The organism is Pseudomonas sp. NPDC089392 (assembly GCF_044749595.1).
In the GTDB taxonomy this organism is placed as follows: Bacteria; Pseudomonadota; Gammaproteobacteria; order Pseudomonadales; family Pseudomonadaceae; genus Aquipseudomonas.
The window spans coordinates 60,511-73,874 of sequence record NZ_JBIVIF010000009.1; the positions used below are offsets into that span (position 1 = coordinate 60,511).

Annotated in this window: 25 protein-coding genes; 10 read left to right on the top strand and 15 right to left on the bottom strand. The window is 59.1% G+C overall.

Annotated elements, in window-relative coordinates:
* Nucleotides 1-249 precede the first annotated feature (249 nt).
* The 14 genes from ACIP1G_RS10990 to ACIP1G_RS11055 form a co-directional block, all read right to left on the bottom strand.
* Nucleotides 250-930 carry a hypothetical protein gene (locus ACIP1G_RS10990; protein ID WP_400736519.1) on the bottom strand — a complete coding sequence of 227 codons (681 nt, stop codon included), beginning with the start codon at nucleotides 928-930 and terminating at the stop codon, nucleotides 250-252.
* The gene (locus ACIP1G_RS10995) at nucleotides 927-1,073 is read right to left on the bottom strand and encodes a hypothetical protein (RefSeq protein ID WP_400736522.1); all 147 of its coding nucleotides are present in this window, start codon (nucleotides 1,071-1,073) and stop codon (nucleotides 927-929) included. Before ACIP1G_RS10995 ends, ACIP1G_RS10990 begins: the two co-directional genes overlap by 4 nt.
* On the bottom strand, nucleotides 1,070-1,675 hold the full coding sequence (locus tag ACIP1G_RS11000; protein WP_400736525.1) for a recombination protein NinG: 606 nt from the start codon (nucleotides 1,673-1,675) through the stop codon (nucleotides 1,070-1,072). Before ACIP1G_RS11000 ends, ACIP1G_RS10995 begins: the two co-directional genes overlap by 4 nt.
* A 202-nt stretch (nucleotides 1,676-1,877) precedes the next feature.
* Nucleotides 1,878-2,294, bottom strand: coding sequence for a recombination protein NinB (locus tag ACIP1G_RS11005; RefSeq protein ID WP_400736527.1), 417 nt, complete (start codon nucleotides 2,292-2,294; stop codon nucleotides 1,878-1,880).
* Nucleotides 2,287-2,562, bottom strand: a complete 276-nt coding sequence (locus ACIP1G_RS11010; RefSeq protein ID WP_400736530.1) for a hypothetical protein — start codon at nucleotides 2,560-2,562, stop codon at nucleotides 2,287-2,289. Before ACIP1G_RS11010 ends, ACIP1G_RS11005 begins: the two co-directional genes overlap by 8 nt.
* Nucleotides 2,559-2,906, bottom strand: coding sequence for a hypothetical protein (locus tag ACIP1G_RS11015; RefSeq protein WP_400736533.1), 348 nt, complete (start codon nucleotides 2,904-2,906; stop codon nucleotides 2,559-2,561). The genes ACIP1G_RS11010 and ACIP1G_RS11015 overlap by 4 nt, the downstream gene beginning before the upstream one ends.
* Nucleotides 2,906-3,130 (bottom strand): hypothetical protein, encoded by a 225-nt coding sequence (locus ACIP1G_RS11020; RefSeq protein ID WP_400736536.1) that lies wholly within the window; start codon nucleotides 3,128-3,130, stop codon nucleotides 2,906-2,908. Before ACIP1G_RS11020 ends, ACIP1G_RS11015 begins: the two co-directional genes overlap by 1 nt.
* A 29-nt stretch (nucleotides 3,131-3,159) precedes the next feature.
* Nucleotides 3,160-3,885: a replication protein P gene (locus ACIP1G_RS11025; RefSeq protein WP_400736538.1), complete on the bottom strand. Its 726-nt coding sequence runs from the start codon at nucleotides 3,883-3,885 to the stop codon at nucleotides 3,160-3,162.
* Entirely contained in the window at nucleotides 3,882-4,640 is a 759-nt protein-coding gene (locus tag ACIP1G_RS11030) for a hypothetical protein (RefSeq protein ID WP_400736541.1), read from the bottom strand. Before ACIP1G_RS11030 ends, ACIP1G_RS11025 begins: the two co-directional genes overlap by 4 nt.
* A 142-nt stretch (nucleotides 4,641-4,782) precedes the next feature.
* Nucleotides 4,783-5,604, bottom strand: a complete 822-nt coding sequence (locus ACIP1G_RS11035; RefSeq protein WP_400736544.1) for a Rha family transcriptional regulator — start codon at nucleotides 5,602-5,604, stop codon at nucleotides 4,783-4,785.
* Between the two features lie 123 nt (nucleotides 5,605-5,727).
* Nucleotides 5,728-5,940 (bottom strand): hypothetical protein, encoded by a 213-nt coding sequence (locus ACIP1G_RS11040; RefSeq protein ID WP_400736547.1) that lies wholly within the window; start codon nucleotides 5,938-5,940, stop codon nucleotides 5,728-5,730.
* Nucleotides 5,941-5,959: 19 nt separating this feature from the next.
* Nucleotides 5,960-6,166 carry a hypothetical protein gene (locus ACIP1G_RS11045; RefSeq protein ID WP_325977819.1) on the bottom strand — a complete coding sequence of 69 codons (207 nt, stop codon included), beginning with the start codon at nucleotides 6,164-6,166 and terminating at the stop codon, nucleotides 5,960-5,962.
* Nucleotides 6,167-6,426: 260 nt separating this feature from the next.
* A complete protein-coding gene (locus tag ACIP1G_RS11050) occupies nucleotides 6,427-6,615 on the bottom strand; it encodes a hypothetical protein (RefSeq protein WP_027907665.1) in 189 nt (62 codons plus the stop codon).
* Between the two features lie 32 nt (nucleotides 6,616-6,647).
* Entirely contained in the window at nucleotides 6,648-6,869 is a 222-nt protein-coding gene (locus ACIP1G_RS11055) for a hypothetical protein (protein ID WP_400736551.1), read from the bottom strand.
* Nucleotides 6,870-6,971: 102 nt separating this feature from the next.
* On the opposite strand from ACIP1G_RS11055, the gene ACIP1G_RS11060 reads away from it, so the two are divergent.
* The 3 genes from ACIP1G_RS11060 (at nucleotide 6,972) to ACIP1G_RS11070 (ending at nucleotide 9,388) form a co-directional block, all read left to right on the top strand.
* A complete protein-coding gene (locus ACIP1G_RS11060) occupies nucleotides 6,972-7,814 on the top strand; it encodes a LexA family transcriptional regulator (RefSeq protein ID WP_346645418.1) in 843 nt (280 codons plus the stop codon).
* Between the two features lie 181 nt (nucleotides 7,815-7,995).
* Nucleotides 7,996-9,162 carry a hypothetical protein gene (locus tag ACIP1G_RS11065; RefSeq protein WP_400736554.1) on the top strand — a complete coding sequence of 389 codons (1,167 nt, stop codon included), beginning with the start codon at nucleotides 7,996-7,998 and terminating at the stop codon, nucleotides 9,160-9,162.
* Nucleotides 9,155-9,388, top strand: coding sequence for a hypothetical protein (locus tag ACIP1G_RS11070; RefSeq protein WP_400736557.1), 234 nt, complete (start codon nucleotides 9,155-9,157; stop codon nucleotides 9,386-9,388). The genes ACIP1G_RS11065 and ACIP1G_RS11070 overlap by 8 nt, the downstream gene beginning before the upstream one ends.
* Before the next feature lie 34 nt (nucleotides 9,389-9,422).
* Here ACIP1G_RS11070 and ACIP1G_RS11075 read toward each other — a convergent pair whose 3' ends face one another.
* Nucleotides 9,423-9,749, bottom strand: coding sequence for a DUF1654 domain-containing protein (locus tag ACIP1G_RS11075; protein ID WP_400736560.1), 327 nt, complete (start codon nucleotides 9,747-9,749; stop codon nucleotides 9,423-9,425).
* A 531-nt stretch (nucleotides 9,750-10,280) separates the two neighbouring features.
* On the opposite strand from ACIP1G_RS11075, the gene ACIP1G_RS11080 reads away from it, so the two are divergent.
* From ACIP1G_RS11080 to ACIP1G_RS11110, 7 genes are all read left to right on the top strand, one after another.
* Nucleotides 10,281-10,463, top strand: a complete 183-nt coding sequence (locus ACIP1G_RS11080; protein ID WP_400736562.1) for a hypothetical protein — start codon at nucleotides 10,281-10,283, stop codon at nucleotides 10,461-10,463.
* Nucleotides 10,464-10,523: 60 nt separating this feature from the next.
* The gene (locus ACIP1G_RS11085; protein ID WP_400736565.1) at nucleotides 10,524-10,781 is read left to right on the top strand and encodes a hypothetical protein; all 258 of its coding nucleotides are present in this window, start codon (nucleotides 10,524-10,526) and stop codon (nucleotides 10,779-10,781) included.
* Between the two features lie 30 nt (nucleotides 10,782-10,811).
* Nucleotides 10,812-10,994 carry a hypothetical protein gene (locus ACIP1G_RS11090; RefSeq protein ID WP_400736568.1) on the top strand — a complete coding sequence of 61 codons (183 nt, stop codon included), beginning with the start codon at nucleotides 10,812-10,814 and terminating at the stop codon, nucleotides 10,992-10,994.
* A 523-nt stretch (nucleotides 10,995-11,517) separates the two neighbouring features.
* On the top strand, nucleotides 11,518-12,327 hold the full coding sequence (locus ACIP1G_RS11095; protein WP_400736570.1) for a hypothetical protein: 810 nt from the start codon (nucleotides 11,518-11,520) through the stop codon (nucleotides 12,325-12,327).
* 20 nt (nucleotides 12,328-12,347) lie between these two features.
* Nucleotides 12,348-12,764, top strand: a complete 417-nt coding sequence (locus ACIP1G_RS11100; RefSeq protein WP_400736572.1) for a hypothetical protein — start codon at nucleotides 12,348-12,350, stop codon at nucleotides 12,762-12,764.
* Nucleotides 12,761-12,955: a hypothetical protein gene (locus tag ACIP1G_RS11105; protein ID WP_014859727.1), complete on the top strand. Its 195-nt coding sequence runs from the start codon at nucleotides 12,761-12,763 to the stop codon at nucleotides 12,953-12,955. The genes ACIP1G_RS11100 and ACIP1G_RS11105 overlap by 4 nt, the downstream gene beginning before the upstream one ends.
* A complete protein-coding gene (locus tag ACIP1G_RS11110; RefSeq protein WP_392519498.1) occupies nucleotides 12,952-13,122 on the top strand; it encodes a hypothetical protein in 171 nt (56 codons plus the stop codon). The genes ACIP1G_RS11105 and ACIP1G_RS11110 overlap by 4 nt, the downstream gene beginning before the upstream one ends.
* The last annotated feature ends 242 nt before the right edge of the window (nucleotides 13,123-13,364 follow it).

Here is a 13,364-nt window from a genome sequence, read left to right on the forward strand (position 1 = left end):
AGTGTCACTATGCCCCCAAATTTATCTCTAATCGTCGATGATCGCGCCACAATTTCGAAATTCATCATTTCGTGGCGCGGACTAAAAAATTTGAAATTTTTTCGACGGGCGGAACATTTTCTCAGGCGCGAAAAAAGCCCAGCTCAATGGCCGGGCTTTTAGTCACTCCTCAACACGCGCAGGAATGACAGGATGGGGCAAATTTACGACATAGCGACATGATATTGCAAGCCCTTTTGAGGGCCTCTTTCAGGCCGCCTCGTCGAATAGCACGCCGATCGCTTCGAGCATGTGCTGAGCCTCGACCAGCGCCTCGTTCACAAGTGACTCCAGAGCGCCCTTGATGGCCCGATTCCAGCGCTGGTATGTACGCTCGGTCAGGCCCTGGGAATCCCAGTTGGTCATGTCGTAGTTCGACTCGGCCAGGACGATCATCTCCCCCGGCTTCACCTCGGCCACGGCACGGGCGTGCTTGTTGGCGCGTTCAACGGCGGCGGCGGCAGCCTTGTTGCGCCAGTCCCACTGCCCTTCCTTCTCGTTCTCGCGTGGGTCTGGCGCCTTGAACTGGGGAACCTTGCGCTGAATCCCCTTCTTTTGCTGTGGAACCGCCCATACCAACACGGCCTGCTGAGTGAAGCGCTTCGGCGCCGGGGTTGGCACGATGGCAACCAGTCGGCCAATGGAGTCGACCTTGCGCCCCTTGTGCGTGCTGTACTTTGCCACCAGGGCGCTCCAGTGCTTCGGGCTGAGCTGGGCGTGCAGGAGCTTGTGCACGATCGAGTCAGCCAGCAAAGCCGCATCCTTCCCAGTGATCTCTCCCTTCAGCTTGCTGGTCTGCACCCGCGGCTCTACATTGCACCCACCCGCACTGTTGATGGTCTCGGCCGCCAGGGCGCGAACTACTGCTGATACCACGTTCTGATAGCTCATTGCTTGCCCCCGGCCTGCTTGGCCTTTCTCAAAATGAATTCTTCGTAGTACCGCTTGCGGCGCACTGCGCCCGCCCAGGACAACGCCACACCGGCCACAGCCATGAACGTGGTCATGATCAAAAATCCCCAACCTGGCGTCATGCCGCTGCTCTCCTCAGGTCTTTCAGCTTCTGCCGGTACAAGGCCTTGATGGCCTGCAGGTCTTCGATGGTCAGGCGCAGGGCCTTATGAGGGCCCTCTAACCACTCGACCTGGTCCACACCAATGCGCCTCACCAGACGGATGCGGTACTCGACCGCGTTACCCGACAGGTTCCGGTTGCACTTCACGCACTGCCGGTGGACGTTCAGCGGCTCGAAGCGCAGCTCCGGGCAGGCGCCCACCGACCGGTAATGGCCGGCGTCCCAGCGGCTGCCGGTGATGAGGTCGTGATCGCTCGGCCGGGAATCGCAGCTGATGCACGGCAGGCCGGCGTCGCGCTCGCGGATGTAGGCGTTGAATGCGGTCTGCGCTTCGGCCATGTGCTCGCGGCGAGTCTTCAGCTTCTCCCGGCGCTCCTGCAGGTCCTGGCGGGCCTGCCGGGTGATGGCCTTGGCCGCAACCTTCTGCACCTTCGAATCCTTTGACATGGCCAGCGCACAGGCGATGCTGCACACCTTCTGCGTGGTCATGGTCGGCTTGAAGCGCGTGCCACAACCTGGTGCCTTGCACTTCTTCGGTTTCGGTGTTTTCAGGGCAGTCATTGGTACACGCTCCCAGGCTGGCCTGGCTCATTGCTGCCGGTGCACGCCAGATCGTGATCGCTTGCATGCGGGCAGCGCTTGCAGCCGCACACCGGGCAGAGAATCATTTTTGTCGAGGAGAGCGGCACCCATCCAAACGGACCTTCCGTGCCGATCTTGTTCGCCTGACTGCAGCGATGGCATTCGCACTGCTTGAGATCCATCAGTAACGACCCTCCCACAGATCCTTCTGACTCCAACGCACCTGGTGCTCGGCGCCAAACGCCTGAATCCACTCCAGCAGGCTCGCGCACTGCTTCACGCTGAGCTGGCTTGTGCGCTCGTACACGACGTCGAAGCCGTTGCCGTCGAGTGCCGGTATCAGTTGAGGCTGTTCGCCCGCCTCACGCAGCCAGGCGGCCGTCAGGAGGCGCTTCCAGATCAGGACATCCCACTTCTTGCCGGCGTGCTCCACTTGCTTGGCGATATCGCTCAGGCAGGCGTGAAGTTTTTTGTTCTGCTCGGCGCTGCGGTCCTGGTCCTTGATTACGATCTTCTTGGGTCGGGTGAAGTCCTGAGCCTGCAGGTGGCCCAGCAGCCGATTGACGTCGGCCATGCTGTGCATCACGAAGTCAGTCATAGCGCTTCCCCTTGAGGGAGCAGATCTGCTTGTTCTGGCGGCGCAGCATCTCCTTCAGCCCGTCCTCCTGCCGCTTCGCTTCAGTGCGGATGGTCTCGATCTCCGCGAGCAGGGCCAGAATGGTCTTGGGCATAGCCACCTGGAGGTAGTCCTGAACGGCTTTGACCTCAACAGGGTCTGCACCAACGGCCATGGTGATGTTCACGTCGGTCGTTACCGCGTTCGCGGCCTCGGCCAGCGCCTTCAGCTTTGCTTTGTCGATGGTCATGGCTTCACCTCGACCTTCAGGCCCTGGGCCTCGATGGCTTCCTTGGTTTCAACCCTGCGGCACAGGCCGAATATCTCGTCTGCATCCTCAACGTCGCTCATGCTCGGAACAAATTCATGATGGCGGTGCGAGTCATACGCGCCCTCGAAGCCAACTACCTTGGGCAGTTCCACCACCACGGCCTCGCGGGAGGCCTGCCATCCATGCCACGCGTGGTTGATGCTGCTCAGCCGGTATCCGTCGCCGATTTCGGCGCGAACGAACAAATGGCCAACCCCTGGCGGTACGACGTAATTCTTTGCGGCCCAGGCCTCGAACTGCTCGCGCATCTTGTTGGTGTCCATCAGTGCTGCTCCAGATTCAGGCCGGCGCCATCACAGGCGTCGCATTTCTCGCTGTGGTAGCCATCAGGCGTCAATCCGCCCACCTGGCCTTCACCGTGGCACTGTTCGCAGATCAGCGCGGTACGGTTTCGGATTACGTCGACCCACCCTGGCGAGATGAAGTCGGTGACCGCTGGATCGCAGTCGCTGTAGAACTCATTCAGCGCATGGGCGATGTTTCGCATGGCGATTACTTGTCGCGTCGTAAAAGGCATCACACCCCCTCCCCGGCCGGCTGCCCGGCGCGCTTGATGTTCAACTTGGCCAGCAGGTGTGCACGGCACGCGGCGGCGCCGGATGGGATCTGCTGGATCTCCAGAAGGCGGGCCTGCCGCTGGCTTGCGTACTCATCGGCCAGCTGGGCCAGGCCCTTCTGGCTGTCGTGGCCGATGCCGGTGGAGATCTTTCCGTCGAGCGGCTGCCCGTCCTGGGCCCGGCGCAGCACGATCTGGTAAGCCCGGTCGAAGCGCGCCTGCAGGCCCTTGTCGTTCTGCTGGGCAGCGCGAAGGTCGAACAGGCCGGTGGCCACCGCGGCGATCTTCACGCCCTCGTGGCTGTATACGCCCAGCAGGGCCTCGACCCAGGCAGCGGCCGGCGCCGGCATGCCGAAGTCTTCAGGGGTCGGCTGGCACATGGCGATGAACTCACCCACGCTCGGCGCGAAGGGCTTCTTGAGCTTGCGGCACTTCTCGATGCCAAACTCGATCTGCTCGATGGTGCGGATGCCCTCGGCGGCGAATTCCTTGATCCACTCTTCCTTGGCGGCTGCCAGCGCCTCGGTAGAAGGCCACGCCTGACGCCAGGCCGGGAAGATGCCGCGCAGGCGGCGGAACAGTCCGTTAACCACCTCTGCAGTCTCCAGGGAGACCACCACCGGCCCGCCATGTAGCTCGGGCGGCAGGTTGGTTATAGCGGCCATCAGTTGGTTTGCTGATTTCATGTGCGCACCTTCAGGTTCCGGGCCCACTCGGTGTCGTCGAAGTCAGGCTCATTGTTTTGGCGACGGGTTGCGCGCTGGCTGGCTCCTGCCGGCTGCGGCAGCTCGTCTTCCCAGCGCTTGCCGTTCAGCCAGGTGGATGCGTGCGGGATGTACTGGCCGCCGTCCTTGGTCCAGTCGGTCGATACGGACCAGGCAGCCAGGGCGCTGCCCATGAGGTCGAACAGGTCACCGGTGACCTTGATCTTCGCCCAGGCCTTCTTGGCGTCGGCCTTGCTCACCTTGCGGGGATAGATCTTCCAGAAGCGTTCGAAGTCGACCAGCTCGCCTTCGCGCGAGTCGGTACTTACTCCATTCAGTCCTTGCTTACCTTCAATACTTACTAGTGTCGGATTTGCCGGATACGGTTGAGCCGGAAGCGGTTCAGCCGGATACGGCAAAGCCGGAAGCGGTGTTTCCGAGACGAGATAGTGGATTTCGCCCAGCAAACCGGACTCTCCACGGTCTTGGCGACGCTCGACATAGCCAGCGGAAATCAGCTCTTGCAGCAGGCCGTACACGCCGTCACGGCCGGTCGGTTTCGAGGACTTCGAAGTCTCGTTTCGAAGGTGGGTGACGGACACGGCCCAGTGGTCAGGCTTGCCCAGCAAGAAGACGAGCAGGCCTCGGGCAGCCCAACTCAGGCGCCCGTCCTCGCTGATCGACTTGTTGAGCATGTAGAAATTCGCCTCAGGGCGAGGCGCGCGGATGATGCTCATGCCGCCTCCATAGGCAGGCGTTCCCCGCGCTGGCAAACAAGATCCTCAAGGTTCCAGTAGGCAGCCTCCATCGACACACCAAGTGCGTTGTATCCGCGCCATTCGCAATGCCAGAGGCCGCCACGACGACGCATTCTCGGCTTCATGCTGCACCCCGCATGGCCTTGTCATGGGTGTGACGGCCGTCCCAGTTCTTCTTCATGGGCAGCTCGCCGGCCAGGTACAGCTCGTACAGGCGCACGGCCCCCTTGCGCAGCAGCACAGGCGTGAAGGCGACGAAGGGCTCTTTGCCGTGCAGGCTGACCGTCTGCTGATGCTCGGTCATGTACTTGTCGCGGGCGTAGGCGGCGACGCGGTAGCGGGTACCGGACTTGCTCTCGTTGTAGAGCCAGTTGCGGCCCTCAAGGAAGTGGCCGACCTGCATCACGTTGACCCCATTGAGTCCCTTGCAGAACTGGACGTGGCTCATGCCTTCCTTGAACAGGTTCTCCAGGTGGTCGATCTTCTTGGCCTGGGCCTGGACTTCGACGGTCAGCAGAACGCGCGCCTTCTCGGCGGCTTCCTTCTGCTCGACCTGGTCGGCCCACGCGCGCGCGGCCGCAGCCGGATTGGTGAAGTCAGGCAGTGCAACGGATACCTGGTCCTCCAGCTCGCGCCAACGTTTGATAACGGCCATGCGCATAGCTGCGCTGTAGCCGGTGAGCAGGCAGTCGGTGTGCTCGCGGTCGAGCAGGTATTCGGTCTGCTGGCGGTTCATGCTGTCCAGATAGATGCCCTGACAACTCAGGACATCTACTTTGAGGTCGGCAAGCATGCTGCGGATGTCCGCCTTCACGTTGTCGTGGCGCTTACCAGTCAGGTCAGCAATCTCACGCGAAGACATCGTGCGCGCCACAGAATCGCGCTTGTCGTTTTGTGGCGCGAGCCTTGATAGGGCCTGTACACTGGTGGTCTGCATATGCATAATTCACCTCACATGTTTTGTGTTTTGCAGAGAGCCGGGCCGCGAACCCGGCTTTTTTGTCTCTGCGATTTGGCGTCCCTTATGAGGGACTGGCGCCCGGGTCCCTAATTAGGGATCGGACGGTTACCTCGGCGCCGCGAACGGCACAACGTTGTTGCTCTTGGCCACCCCCCGCTGCGCGAGGAAATGGGTTGCCCTTTTCACGATCTGCTCGGCCAGTGCGTCGGTACTGATACCCAGTTCTTCCGCCCAGGCCTCCAGATCCGCAAAGTCATCCCTGCGAAACCGGGCGACCTCCACGTCGTGCTGCTGTAATGCATCGTTTGCAGGCGACATCTGTCCTCCCATTCCCTATTCAGGCCCTGGCCTTCTTCTCGCTGATCAGCGGCAAGTGGCCGTGTTCCTTCTTGAACGCCAGCGCAGCCAGGATGATTTCCCGGGCAAGCACGCTGTGCTGTGCCTTCAGCTCCAGGGCGTACCCCTTCAGCTCGTTGAAGTCCTCGTCATCCAAGCGGACCTTGACCTGGTGGTCGTGGCGGTGGGCTTTGTCGTCGTAGGCCATCGGGTGTTCCCCTGCGCGCTGGGTCAGTCGTTCGGGCTTATGAGTTACGTGTTAGGGCCGGTTCAGGCCCTGCGATGGAGCGGCATTACGTTTCCCCGCGGATTCCGGGGCTTGGTTCGGTTGGCCAGTTCCTTCCGGATCAGCTCGGCTGCCAGCGCGTCAGGGCTAACGCCCCTTCGTTCCGCTTCTCGCTCCAGCTGCTCCATCATTCCCTGGTCCAATCCGATCTCTTCAATCGGCATGGGGCCTCCTGCGGGCCTTCAGGCCACGTGCTGATCGCCGGTATTCTCCGAAGCCAAGGCGGCCAGCTGAGCCTCAAGCAGCTCACGGCAGAGCACAGCGCGCTGAGTGCGATGAAACTTGGCTAGCGCCTGGATTAGTTCAAACGTGTCCTCATCGACCCGGACCTTGATCTCGCGGTCATGCAGGTGATTGCGGTTGGCGTACATGCTTGGGTGGCTCCTTGCGGCTATGAAATTGGTTATGCAGCAGATTTCTTGAGGCTTTGCTTGCCGCTTTTGGCTAGCTCAGCGTGCATCTGGTCGATAGCTGTCCCGGCCACATAGCTCGGGTTGCTGATCTGGCCATTGCGAATACGGAAAACTGTCGAGACATCGCATTTCGCGCGCTCTGCAATGGCCTTGTAGGTCATTCCCGAGCCGAGTAATTCGTCCAGTTTTTTAGGGAGTTCGGTAGCGCTCATGGCTGCCTCCTTTGTGGATATGCACATCATCATGCACCAGTGCATATCTGTCAACGTTCCGCTGTATTGCCCTATGCACTGCCGGGAGGCAGCATTGCACCTATGCATAAATCGATAGACAAAATTCTCGCTCAACTCATGGCCGAAAACGGCATATCTCAGGTTGAGCTGTCGAGCCGGACAAGCGTCGGGCAATCGACCATTTCCCGGATTCTCAAGCCCCAAGGCCCTAAGGGCATCAAAGAGCCAACCGACAAACAGGTAAGGCCGCTGGCTGATTTCTTCGGGATCACCACTGACCAACTGCGCGGCTATGAGCCGCTGGGCGAGGGAGAGCCAGAGGCGGAGCAGCGAGAAATCCTATCTACAGCAGATATCGTCAAGCAGATGCTGGCCAAGCATGGCAAGGGACTTTCGCTGGATGCTCGGCAGAAAATTGCCAATGCCATTGAAGAAAAGACGGCTGAGCAGGCATCTTCCAACGTCATCACCGTCGATTTTTCAAGGCCTGGCCAGGTGGGGGACGAAGTCTGGATCGCTCACTATGACGTTCGCGGCGCAATGGGTGACGGCGAGGTGGCGCACGATTTCCCGGAAATGCTGCAGGACATCCGCGTGAGCCCCACTCATCTGCGAGAGATGGGGGTCGAGTTCAAAGAGCACTACCACCTGAAGCTCATAACGGGTGTCGGTCAGTCCATGGCCCCGACCATCAAGAGTCGTGACCCGTTGGTCGTTGACATCAGCATCCGTGAATTCGTTGGCGATGGGATTTACTACTTCTCCCACCAGGGGCATCAGTACATCAAGCGCCTGCAGAAGAAAGGCCGCGATCACTTCAAGATGATTTCGGACAACACGAATCATCCGCCTGAGGACATTCGTGTTGATGAAACCTACATCCAGGCGCGGGTGCTGCTGGTGTGGAATGCACATCTGGTGTAGCCATGCCCCTACTGAGGCCATTTAGCAGCTGCTCGGGCGCCTCTCCCAGGTGATGCAGGTTTTAGGCTGGATTGGTACGAAAAAGCATATAAAGCAAGGAGTTGCGCAAGATACTGCGTAACATATCGGGGCAGGAGCTACCTGAAACTGCCTCATTTTTTGAGAAAGTACCGGGGAGTTTATGCAACACAACGTACCGCCTTTGCCGAACGGGCTGATACCGGCGCCACCGCCGATGGTGACGCCACCAGCAATGAGAACGTTTGAGGTAGCTAGCGGCATCGCCAAATGGGCTGTGCAGCGTGGCCTACTACCTCAGTTGCCCGCCGATGTTGATCAGGCGTACCTAGCAGCAGTTCAGCCTATAGCCCTATCAGCGGATGCGGAACAAATCCTTCGCCACCGAGGCCTTGATTCGATCACCTTCAACGAGGTGAACCACACCGTATACCTATACACCACCCGCAAAGTGACGCAAAAAGAGCTCAAGTCGCTGCCGCATGGCATTTATCGCAAGGGCCTGGCCTACCCTCACGGCGTGGTTGACACGGTTGGAAAAGATCAACTTCGCAGCCAAGGCGCTACTTTTGCCATCCATCAAGCTGGGGGCCAAGCTCGCTACACCTGCGGTTCGTCAATTTCCCCAGGTAACGACGCCTCTGCCGGCACTCTTGGGGCTTTGGTTAGGCTGCCGGATGGACAAATTTACGGCTTAACCAACAACCATGTGAGTGCTCTTTGCAGCCACGTGTTGCCGAACACGCCTATCCTGGCGCCGGGCGTGATTGACGTCAGCCCAACAAGCATCCCGCCTTTCACGCTTGGTTATCACACTCGAGCTCTCGAAATGCACGTTGGTTCTGTGGGTAACGTAGACATTGCGGCTAACACAGATGCAGCACTATTTTTGATCAAAAGCCTGGCTGACGTTTCATCAATGCAAGGACAGGCTTTTGATACCCCGATCACCATAGCTGACCCTGTTGAAGGTATGAAGGTAGAAAAGGTCGGGCGAACGACACGGCATACCAAGGGTCAGATAGTGAGTAGAGGGCTGCGCCCTACCGCTGTAAACTATTCAGCGCACAGTTACGGCTTCAGCGGTACGATCTGGTTCGGTAGTGTTTTCACGGCTCACGGTGCTGGCTCTGAGTTCTCCCTGTCGGGTGATTCCGGATCGCTGGTAGTGCAGGTGGACGACCACGGTAGAGCTATCGCCGCTGTAGGTTTAGTCTTCGCGGGAGGCAACGACTCTTCTGCTCCCGGAGGAATGAAATCGCTAATTTTACCTATTCGGCCTATTCTTCAGGCTCTAGGAGCGACTCTGGTAGGAGGGCACAATGTCTAACGATGCGAGCCTGATGGTGGCTACAGAGCATCTTCTCGAAGCTCTCGATGCCCCATCCGATCGCGCGATTTCCATTGCAACCTTTTATCGCCCAGGCCGACCGCTGGCGATAAAAGTGTTCATTTCCCCTGCCTTCAAGCACCTCTTATGTAAGGTGCCCAGGCAGGTTGATGGCTTCGATGTGCTCAGTGAAGTGGCGCCGCTGCCATCTGCATCTGGATTCTGAAAAAAGCCCGCCTCGGCGGGCTTTTTCATGTCTGTCAGAAAGGCGCCTCCTCTTCCACCTTCTCCTCTTCCCAGTCTTTGTCGAGCACCAGGTCGTCGCGATCCTCTGCGCTCTGCGCCTCCCACCGCACCGTCACGCTTTCATCGTCATTGAACGTCAGGTCCAGCTCAGGCGTTTCTGCCAGCAGCCCCATCACCTCCTCCCACTCCATGTCTCCATCCGTGTCCAGGCGATGGATCGTCACCCAGCGCTGCGACTGCGCGATCGGGTGATTGATCATCGAGGACACCCGCAGGCCCAGGCGCTCAACTCCGCTCATCTCCTGGCGAACCTGTGGGGTCGATTTCTTTTGCTTGGCCATGCCACTGCTCCTTTAACTGTATATACATCCAGTAAAATTGGAGCATAACCAAGCCTGTAGGAAAAGTTAACCCCTGCTTTCAGATATCGACCCAGTGCATGGATCAAAAATAATTTATGCACCAGTGCATTGACACACCAATTGCACTGGTGCATATTTTGTCCATCGCAGTCACTCACGAGGGACTGCAGAGGCCCTCAAGCCTCACCGCTCTTTAACAACTGAATAGGTTTCCGCAGCTGAGATGCTGCGGGCCGCCTGTCCGGCAAGGACAGGGAGGGCCGATGCAAAGGCTCTGTCAAAACCTAACCATCAAGCCGCTACGCCTCTACTGGGGACCGGCGATCTGATCTTACCTACCGCCTGGGGAGTGACTTGGGTGCTGGAAGGAAACGCAGGGAGAACCTGCGGCGGGTCGAGGGATACCGAACTGGCGAATGATCCAGAAATGCGTAGCGAGAGAGCAGCACAGAACGATTCACTGAAGCACCTGGGCGACCGGGTGCTTTGGGAATCCACTGGAGAACGACCATGAAGTCTTTGCATTGGAAATTCAGGTATGCCCGTCACTTTTACAGGCGAATTGCGGGCGACTCCTGGGGTGACTGGAAGCTGGCATGGGAAAGCGCTTGCATCGCTTGGGAAGAGAACGGCGGCTGGGATTACAACCCAATCGAGATGGCTGAAGAAGAGCTCAGCTACTGGAGAGACTGATTTCACTGGCTGGCCTTGGCGACAGGGCCAGACGGGAAATCAACCGCCCAGGAGACCACCATGGAAACCGTACAGGTCAACATCAAGCCTGATACGCCTGAGCTGAAAATGCTTTGTGATGCGCAGGCCAGGGCCAATGGCAACGAGATTCTCGAGCTGGCACTTATCCACTTCGTCAGTCGGCTGGCTGTCGAGGCCCTGGCAGACCAAAGGTTCCGCGAAAGCCTTTTGGAAGGCGCTGAAGAGAGGAAGGCCAGGGCGAAGCGAGAACGCATTGAACAGCTCCGCGCTGAACTCGCAAAGCTGGAAGCCGAGTAATCCAAATCAACCGCCCTGGAGGGCAAGACGATGTCAGAACAGAAGCCGCGCCGCGTGAAGGCCAAGATCACCCGCGTTGTAACCGAGATCGCAATCATCACTCTGGACCGCCAAGGCAATGTCGATGAGTACATCGAACACATAGAGGAGCTGGAGTGCGGCGAAATCAGCGAAGTGCACGACGTTCACACGGTGCTCAGCTACCACGACTGAACAACCAAAGCCACGTCAGCATGACGAAAACTGGCCGTCGGGAATCGCTACGCAAGTTCGACGTTAAAGCACAGGTAGCGTGACAGCCGGAAAGACGGCCCGATGCCCTGCTCCCCATCGCAGGCTGCATCGGAGTGTGATCTGAATGCGCAGGCTTGCGCACAACTGGAAGTGGTCAGCCCGACTGGCGTATGCCGGGGTAGCACCAGCGACGACCAGGTAAAGCTGAGTCGAAAGAATGACCCCGGCGCCGAGCCGGCCAGATCACACCCCGATGCAGAGAAGCGCCCAGCTGAGGGCGCGGTTACCGAAGCACCTGTGGACGTCCCTTCCCTCGCACTGGGGGTAAACGAATTGCGCCGCTGGATGGGTCCACGCCAAGCCAGCTGCCGGGGTAGCGCCCGGCCTCTGCATCCCCTTCCCTTCACATACGACCGCATTGGCAGGCGCCAGGCCACCTTTCACGGTGGGTTTGGTCACCCGCGCCTGGCTCCTGGCCAATGCGGTCATATCGAGGATCAAGATGAACAACATCAAGTACACCAGCGATGGTCGCAAGGTCGCGGTCATCGGCAAGTTAAATGCCGAGCAAACAATCGTGCAGGAGATTTTTGTCAGCAATGGGCAGGAGATCCCGAGCGGCGAAAACTTCGTCGTGAAGAGCCTTCACGACGCTCCAGCCGTATCGTGGAAAGACAACGACCTGAAGAAGCAGGAAGAGCGGTATGAGCGTGAAACCAAAAGGCTGAAAGACGATCTTGAATCCCACTCTCGCCGCCTGGGCATTGCCAAGGAGAAGGCAAAGTCCCACGCCGATGTTCTGATGGCATTTGCCAACAAAGCCGACGTGGCTCAGCTGGACACCCTGAAGAAGTTCTTATCCGGCGAAATCACGCACGTCTACAAGGCCGGTTACAGTCCTGAGATTTTCGAGTGGGCAGACGACCTCAAGTCATTCGACACCGATAACGACTCGTGGAATCGCCGAGTCAAGGTTGACGGGATGAAGCTTGTTTCGCTGTTCGGCTACTCGGACGGCAATCTCGCCTACCGACTTCACACATATCGCGACGGCAGTGGCGGGAGCGCCGAGATCCATCCTGCTACCAGCTACGAGGAAGCCCTTGCGTGGGCGCAGGCCGACTTCGATAAGCAGTGCGCTGACTATCTCTCCGGCGAAAACCAGAACCTAGGCCTCGAAACCTGGCAGAAGATCGAGGGCATCGTGACGCCGACCGGCGTCGTCGAAAAGTACGAGGCAGCGAAGAACAAGGCCAAAAACGATCGCATTGCTCGACTTCGTGACGAGATCGCGAAGTTGGAAGCCGAGTAACCCACCACCTGGAGACGACCATGGGCGCACTTCGAGCAGCACAGTTTGAGTACGACAACCGGATGTCGCCGGCGGTGAGCGAGGTTGCCGACGCGGAATCCACTTGGATCGACGACGGCATCGCTGAGCTGATGGCGCGCCGCGACGTGATGTTCCAGCGCCGGATGCGCCCGAAGCAGGGCGTAACCTATGAGCGCTTTGCCCAAGCGGTGGATGAGTTCGTCATGGGCCAGCTTGGCCAGTCGGATATCAGCAATTCGGTGTTAGGCCGCCTAGTCTTGGCGGCGCGATGCAAGGTCACCAGTGACGCCTCAGCGGCAGCTGACGAGATCCTGAGCGTGGCCAACCCTGAGTCGGCGCTGGAAGAGATCGCCCGCCAGCTGCTCACCCCCTTCGCCAAAGAAGGAGTGCTGGCCCAGGCTGAGGAGGCTCAATGAAAAGCCCTCACGTCCTGATCGACGAAGAGCTTGAGGCCATGGCTCACCCTGAGACGCCACTGTCCTGGCAGGCCATGGTCCTCAAGCTGCTCACCGAAATGCTGGCCGACCAGCGCATCACCATCGAAGAGTTCAACCACTACTGCGGGCGCCTCAACAAGATCGTTGATGGGCGCAAGGAGGTTGCATGAGCACGGCACCGGTTAAATCCCTGATTGACGAGCAGCTTGAGCAGATCGAACGCAGCCTGGCCATCATCGGTGCAGGCGTGCCACGTGAATGGCCAGTTCAAAGCCTTAGGCCTGAGGTGGTCGCGGCCATCAAGGCGGGCCAGATCGCAGTGAGGCCAGCGTCATGACCATGATCTGCGGAAACTGCAACCGTATCGGTATCCACTGGGTTGGCCCCTACGGAAATCTGACGGGCACTAAATGCCCTCACTGCGGCGGCCAGAACTGCCAGCGTGAAGAGCGTTCCGAAGACGCCTGTTCGGAGTGTGGGGATATCAACTGCAATGGCGAGTGTTCCGGGGACGACATGATGGGATGCTCTGGATGACCAGTTCCCAGCGGGCCCGCCGCATCGCCACTTGGCGCGGCT

What these genes read in the sequence shown, in the direction of transcription:
- ACIP1G_RS11055 (WP_400736551.1), bottom strand. Translation starts at nt 6,869, where the DNA reads ATGAGCGCTACCGAACTCCCTAAAAAACTGGACGAATTACTCGGCTCG.
- ACIP1G_RS11075 (WP_400736560.1), bottom strand. Translation starts at nt 9,749, where the DNA reads ATGGCCAAGCAAAAGAAATCGACCCCACAGGTTCGCCAGGAGATGAGC.
- ACIP1G_RS11045 (WP_325977819.1), bottom strand. Translation starts at nt 6,166, where the DNA reads ATGGCCTACGACGACAAAGCCCACCGCCACGACCACCAGGTCAAGGTC.
- ACIP1G_RS11040 (WP_400736547.1), bottom strand. Translation starts at nt 5,940, where the DNA reads ATGTCGCCTGCAAACGATGCATTACAGCAGCACGACGTGGAGGTCGCC.
- ACIP1G_RS11105 (WP_014859727.1), top strand. Translation starts at nt 12,761, where the DNA reads ATGAAAAGCCCTCACGTCCTGATCGACGAAGAGCTTGAGGCCATGGCT.
- ACIP1G_RS11060 (WP_346645418.1), top strand. Translation starts at nt 6,972, where the DNA reads ATGCATAAATCGATAGACAAAATTCTCGCTCAACTCATGGCCGAAAAC.
- ACIP1G_RS11020 (WP_400736536.1), bottom strand. Translation starts at nt 3,130, where the DNA reads ATGCGAAACATCGCCCATGCGCTGAATGAGTTCTACAGCGACTGCGAT.
- ACIP1G_RS11000 (WP_400736525.1), bottom strand. Translation starts at nt 1,675, where the DNA reads ATGACTGCCCTGAAAACACCGAAACCGAAGAAGTGCAAGGCACCAGGT.
- ACIP1G_RS11035 (WP_400736544.1), bottom strand. Translation starts at nt 5,604, where the DNA reads ATGCATATGCAGACCACCAGTGTACAGGCCCTATCAAGGCTCGCGCCA.
- ACIP1G_RS11100 (WP_400736572.1), top strand. Translation starts at nt 12,348, where the DNA reads ATGGGCGCACTTCGAGCAGCACAGTTTGAGTACGACAACCGGATGTCG.
- ACIP1G_RS11010 (WP_400736530.1), bottom strand. Translation starts at nt 2,562, where the DNA reads ATGACCATCGACAAAGCAAAGCTGAAGGCGCTGGCCGAGGCCGCGAAC.
- ACIP1G_RS11005 (WP_400736527.1), bottom strand. Translation starts at nt 2,294, where the DNA reads ATGACTGACTTCGTGATGCACAGCATGGCCGACGTCAATCGGCTGCTG.
- ACIP1G_RS10990 (WP_400736519.1), bottom strand. Translation starts at nt 930, where the DNA reads ATGAGCTATCAGAACGTGGTATCAGCAGTAGTTCGCGCCCTGGCGGCC.
- ACIP1G_RS11065 (WP_400736554.1), top strand. Translation starts at nt 7,996, where the DNA reads ATGCAACACAACGTACCGCCTTTGCCGAACGGGCTGATACCGGCGCCA.
- ACIP1G_RS11085 (WP_400736565.1), top strand. Translation starts at nt 10,524, where the DNA reads ATGGAAACCGTACAGGTCAACATCAAGCCTGATACGCCTGAGCTGAAA.
- ACIP1G_RS11080 (WP_400736562.1), top strand. Translation starts at nt 10,281, where the DNA reads ATGAAGTCTTTGCATTGGAAATTCAGGTATGCCCGTCACTTTTACAGG.
- ACIP1G_RS11015 (WP_400736533.1), bottom strand. Translation starts at nt 2,906, where the DNA reads ATGGACACCAACAAGATGCGCGAGCAGTTCGAGGCCTGGGCCGCAAAG.
- ACIP1G_RS10995 (WP_400736522.1), bottom strand. Translation starts at nt 1,073, where the DNA reads ATGACGCCAGGTTGGGGATTTTTGATCATGACCACGTTCATGGCTGTG.
- ACIP1G_RS11090 (WP_400736568.1), top strand. Translation starts at nt 10,812, where the DNA reads ATGTCAGAACAGAAGCCGCGCCGCGTGAAGGCCAAGATCACCCGCGTT.
- ACIP1G_RS11070 (WP_400736557.1), top strand. Translation starts at nt 9,155, where the DNA reads ATGTCTAACGATGCGAGCCTGATGGTGGCTACAGAGCATCTTCTCGAA.
- ACIP1G_RS11025 (WP_400736538.1), bottom strand. Translation starts at nt 3,885, where the DNA reads ATGAAATCAGCAAACCAACTGATGGCCGCTATAACCAACCTGCCGCCC.
- ACIP1G_RS11050 (WP_027907665.1), bottom strand. Translation starts at nt 6,615, where the DNA reads ATGTACGCCAACCGCAATCACCTGCATGACCGCGAGATCAAGGTCCGG.
- ACIP1G_RS11110 (WP_392519498.1), top strand. Translation starts at nt 12,952, where the DNA reads ATGAGCACGGCACCGGTTAAATCCCTGATTGACGAGCAGCTTGAGCAG.
- ACIP1G_RS11030 (WP_400736541.1), bottom strand. Translation starts at nt 4,640, where the DNA reads ATGAGCATCATCCGCGCGCCTCGCCCTGAGGCGAATTTCTACATGCTC.
- ACIP1G_RS11095 (WP_400736570.1), top strand. Translation starts at nt 11,518, where the DNA reads ATGAACAACATCAAGTACACCAGCGATGGTCGCAAGGTCGCGGTCATC.